Source organism: Synechococcus sp. R55.4 (assembly GCF_047461935.1).
Lineage (GTDB): Bacteria > Cyanobacteriota > Cyanobacteriia > Thermostichales > Thermostichaceae > Thermostichus.
In genome coordinates this window covers 22,727-28,726 of record NZ_JANSIF010000043.1, presented here as the reverse complement: position 1 = coordinate 28,726, position 6,000 = coordinate 22,727, and the positions used below count along the sequence as shown (strand labels likewise).

7 protein-coding genes are annotated in these 6,000 nt (G+C 56.6%); 4 read left to right on the top strand and 3 right to left on the bottom strand.

Annotation, left to right across the window (positions count from 1 at the left end; genetic code table 11):
• The coding region (gene hemE, locus NW842_RS10415; RefSeq protein WP_414417984.1) for a uroporphyrinogen decarboxylase at positions 1–1,083 on the bottom strand (1,083 nt) is incomplete at its 3' end.
• Between the two features lie 243 nt (positions 1,084–1,326).
• Between hemE and crtE the strand changes: the two genes are divergently transcribed.
• From crtE to NW842_RS10395, 4 genes are read left to right on the top strand one after another with little or no spacing between them, the layout of a single operon-like run.
• Positions 1,327–2,220, top strand: coding sequence for a geranylgeranyl diphosphate synthase CrtE (gene crtE / locus NW842_RS10410; RefSeq protein WP_414417983.1), 894 nt, complete (start codon positions 1,327–1,329; stop codon positions 2,218–2,220).
• A 49-nt stretch (positions 2,221–2,269) separates the two neighbouring features.
• Positions 2,270–2,752, top strand: a complete 483-nt coding sequence (locus NW842_RS10405; RefSeq protein ID WP_414417982.1) for a divergent PAP2 family protein — start codon at positions 2,270–2,272, stop codon at positions 2,750–2,752.
• A gap of 43 nt (positions 2,753–2,795) precedes the next feature.
• A complete protein-coding gene (locus tag NW842_RS10400; RefSeq protein ID WP_414417981.1) occupies positions 2,796–3,413 on the top strand; it encodes a hypothetical protein in 618 nt (205 codons plus the stop codon).
• Between the two features lie 45 nt (positions 3,414–3,458).
• Positions 3,459–4,301, top strand: coding sequence for a SirB1 family protein (locus NW842_RS10395; RefSeq protein WP_414350903.1), 843 nt, complete (start codon positions 3,459–3,461; stop codon positions 4,299–4,301).
• Positions 4,302–4,390: 89 nt separating this feature from the next.
• Here the strand turns inward: NW842_RS10395 and NW842_RS10390 are convergent, their stop codons facing one another.
• Together NW842_RS10390 and NW842_RS10385 are read right to left on the bottom strand one after the other, a co-directional pair.
• Positions 4,391–4,573, bottom strand: a complete 183-nt coding sequence (locus NW842_RS10390) for a hypothetical protein (RefSeq protein ID WP_414342619.1) — start codon at positions 4,571–4,573, stop codon at positions 4,391–4,393.
• A 200-nt stretch (positions 4,574–4,773) separates the two neighbouring features.
• Positions 4,774–5,829, bottom strand: coding sequence for a TauD/TfdA family dioxygenase (locus NW842_RS10385; RefSeq protein WP_414417980.1), 1,056 nt, complete (start codon positions 5,827–5,829; stop codon positions 4,774–4,776).
• Positions 5,830–6,000 lie beyond the last annotated feature (171 nt).

Genomic DNA, 6,000 nt, shown 5'->3' with positions numbered 1-6,000 from the left:
CTCTGCCGACTGGCGCACCGTCTCGAAAAAGTAATGGACATTGGCCTCTGGAGTGCTTGGGTGAATGCCGTGGCCCAGGTTCATGATATGCCCACGGGATCCGGCTTTTCGAATCACCTCTAGGGTGCGCTGCCGGATGAACTCCGGGGATCCCAGCAACACCATTGGATCCAGATTGCCCTGCACCGCTAGGGATCCCAGGCGAGCCCTGGCCTCTGCCATGTCGCTCATCCAATCGAGGCTGAACACGTCGATGCCGGCTTTGCCCACCCGCTCCAGCAAAGCGGCGCTGCCGTTGATGTAGAGGATCAGTGGCACCTGCGGATAGCGAGCTTTCACCTGATCCACAATTTGCTTTTGGTAGGGCAAGGCCCAACACTCGTAATCGACTGGGCTGAGCTGGCCGGCCCAAGTATCGAACAACTGCACCACCTGGGCGCCGCACTCGATCTGGTAGATCACGTAGCGGGCAATGCTGTCGGCCAGCTTACTCAGCAACTGATGCAGCAATGGCGGCTGCGCGAAGGCCAAGCTCTTGATGTGGGCGTAATCTTTGGAGCTGCGCCCTTCCACGGCATAGCAGGCCAGAGTCCAGGGGGAGCCGACAAATCCCAGCAGCGTCGCTTTTCCTTCCACCTCGCGGCGCAGGGTGCTGAGAATGGTCTTGATGAAAGGCAGACTTTCTTCCGGTTCCAGGAGGCGGATGCGTTCAATTTGGGCTTGGGAACGAATCGGCGGGTCGATGATTGGCCCCTGATGCTCCACCAGCTCAAAGGGGATGCCCATGCCCTCAAGGGGGGTGAGGATATCGCTGAACAGGATCACTCCATCAGGGGCAAAGGCCCGAAACGGTTGCAACGAGATCTCGACGGCCAGCTCCGGGATCTCGCAACGCTGCTTAAAGGTGTACTTGCTTTGCAGCTCGCGGTAGGCCGCCATGTAGCGACCCGCCTGGCGCATCATCCAAACTGGAGGGCGATCCAGCACTTCCCCTCGGGCCGCCCGCAGCAAACGGTCACCCAAGTGCTCCGCACCGCTGGCGGTGGAGGAGGTGGCGCTGAGCTGAACAGGCGAGTGGGACATAGGAGGGCAATCCGGCTAAAGATCCTTATGAATCCTGACATTGTGGCGACAGCAACCGCAAGTTGGCGGCTCAGGATCCCTGCAGTTTCTTCATCGGCTGCAACTTGCTGTTACTTCTTACCCTTTTGGCCTCTGGGCTGGGATCCCCAATTAAAGTGGACATGAGATAATGACACCTGACAAGTCTGTTGAAGAACGGCTCGACAAGGATCCCCCCATTGCCGAGTTGAGAGGAAACCCCGCTTGGTTGCCCAAACCTTTAACCTGAAAGCCTACCTGAGCCAGCGTCAGCAACAGGTGGAAGAAGCTCTCTCTGCAGCTTTGGTTCCCGCCTATCCGGAGCGCATTTACGAGGCGATGCGCTACAGCCTATTGGCAGGGGGGAAGCGCCTCAGGCCCATCCTCTGTCTGGCTGCTTGCGAGTTGGCCGGCGGCACTGTGGAGCAGGCTCTGCCTACCGCCTGTGCCCTGGAAATGATCCACACCATGTCGCTCATCCATGACGACTTGCCGGCCATGGACAATGACGACTTTCGCCGCGGCAAACCCACCAACCACAAGGTGTTCGGCGAAGACATTGCCATCTTGGCAGGAGATGCCCTGCTGGCCTTTGCCTTTGAGCACATTGCCAGCCAAACTCAGGGGGTACCGCCGCAGTTGGTGTTACAGGTGATCGCCCGCATTGGCCATGCTGTGGCGGCAACCGGGTTGGTAGGGGGGCAGGTGGTGGATCTGGAGTCGGAGGGCAAGGCCATTTCCCTGGAAACTCTGGAGTACATTCACAGCCACAAGACCGGCGCTCTGCTGGAGGTCTCGGTGGTTTCGGGAGGGATCCTGGCGGGGGGAGATGAGGAGCTGCTGGACCACCTGAGCCGCTACGCCCGCGATATTGGCTTGGCCTTTCAGATTGTGGACGACATTTTGGACATCACCGCCACCAGCGAGCAACTGGGCAAAACGGCAGGCAAGGATCAAGCTGCCGCCAAAGCCACCTATCCCAGCTTGTTGGGCCTAGAGGCTTCCCGGCAAAAAGCCGAGGAGCTGATTCAATCGGCCAAGGAAGCGTTGCGCCCCTATGGATCGCGGGCAGAGCCGCTGTTGGCCCTGGCAGATTTCATCACTCGCCGTCAGCATTAGGGCAGGACAAGAGGACAAGTTAGATGGGATCCCTGGAGACCCTGCTCGCATGTCTGTGCTGGAGAGCCGTATGCTGCAACAGTTGATGGCCAATCATGTCCTCTGGGTTGCTTTGCTGGCCAGTGTGTTGGCCCAAGCCATCAAGCTGATCCTTTCCTATGTGCGGTCAGGCAAGGTTAACCTGCGAGTCTTGGTGGAAACCGGGGGAATGCCCAGCTCCCACGCAGCGTTGGTGACGGCTTTGTCCATTGGGGTGGGGATGCAGGAAGGCTGGGACAGCCTGCTGTTTGCCGCGACGGTGGTTTTCGCATTGGTGGTGATGTACGATGCCGCGGGGATCCGCCAAGCCGCCGGAAAACAGGCGCAGGTGCTGAATCGCCTCCTGGAAGAATGGTTTGAAGAAAAGGGCGCCGACCGTTTTCCAGAACCCTACCTGAAAGAATTGCTGGGGCACACTCCCGTTCAGGTCATGGCCGGCGCGGCTTTGGGGGCAGCCTGTATTACATTGTCGTTTGCCCTGGGAGTAAACTGAGAGCCATTGGGGCATGCTAAGGCAGAAGTACCGCGGGGTGGTCATGGCTTCCAGTTCTCAACCTCGTCCGATCCAACGTTGCCCTTCCTGTGGCAAGCCGATCCCAGCCTACCGGTTCAAGTCTCCCTACTGCGACCACTGCGGTTGGCGGGCGTCTCCGGCAGCGCAAACCCCTCAAAAAGGTGGATCCCTGGGCCAGAAAATCGCAGCTCAGGTAAACGGGATCGGATCCCAAGGTCAACGCTTCAAGGTGCCCCCTCTGCTACAGCCGCTGCTGAACTTCAACTTTTACCTCTATCTGCTCTGGGGGATCAGCCCTCTGTTTCCGCTGGTGGTGGATCGACCCCTGCTGGCCGAATCCAACTATCTGCTCCTAATCCCGCTTTTGTTGAGCTGGGGGCTGCTTTATTTGGCGGTGCGAGATCTGCCGCTGCCGGACAATTTGCGGCTGCCGCGCCTGTTGTTGGATGTATCGTTCATCCTGCTGCCCTTCTTCCAGAAAATTAATGTGTCCAAAGCCCCCAACCGACCCTATTGGAATGCTCTGCTGATTTGGGTGATCGGGATCCTGCTGCTTGCAGCCTTGTGGCTTTGGAGCTTCAGCCTGCTCTTGACGGCAGTGACGTTGCTGTTGACCAGCTTTTGCACGCTGCTGTTCTAACCGAGATCCTTGCAAAGAACCTCAATATTTAATATTTAACATTTCATGAGCATTCCTGCTGCCCGTCAACGCTTTGCCCTTGAAATCCAATCGGAGCCCATCGATCTGGGTCGGGCGGCCCTCTGGATTGCCCAAGAAGCCTATCCCGATCTGGAGGTGGAAGAGTATGTGGCCGCTCTGGATGAGATGGCCGCAGAGGTGCAAGAGCGCCTTCCCCCGGAGCGTTATCCCCTGCGGGTCATCAAGATCTTGAATCACTATCTCTTTGAGGATCTGGGCTTTCGTGGCAATCGCGAAGATTATTACGACCCACGCAACAGCTTTTTGAACGAAGTGATCGATCGGCGCACCGGGATCCCGATTACGCTGTCGCTGATCTATCTAGAGCTGGCGCGGCGGATCGATTTTCCCATGGCAGGAGTGGGCATGCCCGGCCACTTTTTAATCCGGCCCCTGTTTGCAGGCGCCGAGATTTTTGTGGATCCCTTTCAGCAGGGGGAGATTTTATTTCCAGAAGATTGTCAAGAGCTTTTGTCGCAAATCTACGGGCCTGGGATCCCTTTCCAAGAACACCACCTACGCCCCACCCCTCCCCGCCTGATCTTGGTACGCTTGCTCAACAACCTCAAGCAAATTTATCTGAGCCGCGCCGAACTGGAACCCGCTTTGGCAGCAGCGGAACGGATCTTGTTGTTGATCCCTGAATCCTTGCCCCACCTAAGGGATCGCGGGCTGTTGTATTATCAGTTGGGCCGTTGGCAGCAAGCCTGCCAGGATCTCAAGCGCTACTTAAAACAGGCGCCTTTCCACCCCGAGATCAATCGCTCTGATGAGCATTTAATCCGGGAAATTGTCGAGAGATTGGAATCTCATCCCGACTCATGCTAGGAGCATGCACAATTGCTCTCAGTTGTGCGTTGTGTAAGTGTGTAAGTTTTGAGCAAGATCTGCCGTCGTTTGCAAGCAAGGCTAGGTTTCTAGCAGGGATCGGAAGCAGCCCTTACCTCTTGGCGCAAAATGGCTTCCACCAGCTTATCTAAAGCCTCTAGATCAGATAGATCATAGTTTTTTTCCCAGAGGATTTGGTTAATGCTGGACTCCTGCTGCAGAGTTAAAACCGAAGATTGTAAAACCTCATCGATGATCTGGCGAATGCTCATCTTAACCTCGCAATCGTGAGAAGAATTGATGGCTTTGGCTCATAAGCCTAGAATGCTGGAAACGCTCTGCGATAGCCATCGTGAGGATCACGTATTTTGACATCAGAATCTGGGGCGACTCATCCAAACCCTTTCGGGGAAATCGCCAATAGTACTTTTACGGACTTGAGCTATGGATGGCGCTGAAGTCTGCGAACTTCTCAGGATCTTCTGAGACAGACCTGCTCCCCATTGAGGGCAGCTTGGGCCTCACCCTCTGTGGCGAAGGCGGTGCGAATGATGCGCTCACCGGGATGGCGATCCCTTGCCGAAAGGCCGAGATCCCGAACCACAAATGAGCGTTGGATCCAGCGGTCGAAGCCATCGTAGCGGGGAGAGAAGGCAGTCCGTCCGTGAACGGTGCGGCGATTGTCAATACAGAGCAGATCCCCTGTTTCCAGCTTGATGCCTCGGTAGACAGCGTGGATTCCCTTCCTCAGGGCTTCTAGAGCCAGACTGGCTTCGGGGGTGAGCCCCACCATCAGGTCTTCGTCGTAGTTCCAGAAGGGATCCTCTCGACGGCCATACAACACCGGCAAAATGGGTCCATTGATCAGGGCTTGCCGGTTGCCGAAGGAGTAGTCGATGCCAGTGCGATACAGGGGTTCAAACAGCAGCTCCCGCTCTCGCTCTCCTAGCAGAGGCAGGACATGACGGATGCTGGCGTAGGTGGTTTCCGCCACACGATCATGGTCGGGGCGCAGGCAAAACAGCAGCAAAAACTCCGGTGAGTGGGGATGAAAAACCGTCTCGCGGTGAAACTGTAGCCGAGTGCGGGATCCCTCGGAAGATTGCACCTCTTCGCTGTCGGGAGTAGGCACCAAGTTTTGAAACAAATCCCCGTTTTTTTCTTGGATGTAGGAGACCAAATGCCCCAAGCGGCTGCCGATCATTGCCAAGCAGCGTTCGCTGACAAAAGTGGTTTTCTCCTCAGAGCGCTGCGCCAGAGCCGGTGTGCGGGTATGGTCTAGTCCGGGATCCACGGGCAAGCCCCGCAGCAGCAGGATCCCTTCCGAATTGGAATACAACTGAAACTCCAGCAAGGCCCGCCGCAGATAACGGGGCAGCTCATCTGCCCGCATCTCGCAGTCCAGGAGAAATTCCTCTGTTTCCCGGTAGGGATCGGGCCCAGGCGCCAAAAATAGGTTTATCGTCTTTTCATCGAAGCCCTGACAATCGATCAGCAGGCATCCTTTTTCAAGCTGTGAAGTCTTCATCACGATCCCTCACCACCCACTGCCCTAGTCATAGCAGCCGCAGCAACTTTTGGGCAGGGATCCTACACTCAAAACCCAATCTCGGCGAGTGTAGCGCACTACCCTTCGGTGCTAGAACCTCAGTCTGAGGCGGGGCAGAGTTTTGCCTGCTGCATCAGAAGTTAACTGGGG

Excerpts from the sequence above, each read along its gene's own strand:
- NW842_RS10385 (WP_414417980.1), bottom strand. The coding sequence starts at position 5,829 with ATGAAGACTTCACAGCTTGAAAAAGGATGCCTGCTGATCGATTGTCAG.
- NW842_RS10405 (WP_414417982.1), top strand. The coding sequence starts at position 2,270 with ATGTCTGTGCTGGAGAGCCGTATGCTGCAACAGTTGATGGCCAATCAT.
- NW842_RS10400 (WP_414417981.1), top strand. The coding sequence starts at position 2,796 with ATGGCTTCCAGTTCTCAACCTCGTCCGATCCAACGTTGCCCTTCCTGT.
- NW842_RS10390 (WP_414342619.1), bottom strand. The coding sequence starts at position 4,573 with ATGAGCATTCGCCAGATCATCGATGAGGTTTTACAATCTTCGGTTTTA.
- NW842_RS10395 (WP_414350903.1), top strand. The coding sequence starts at position 3,459 with ATGAGCATTCCTGCTGCCCGTCAACGCTTTGCCCTTGAAATCCAATCG.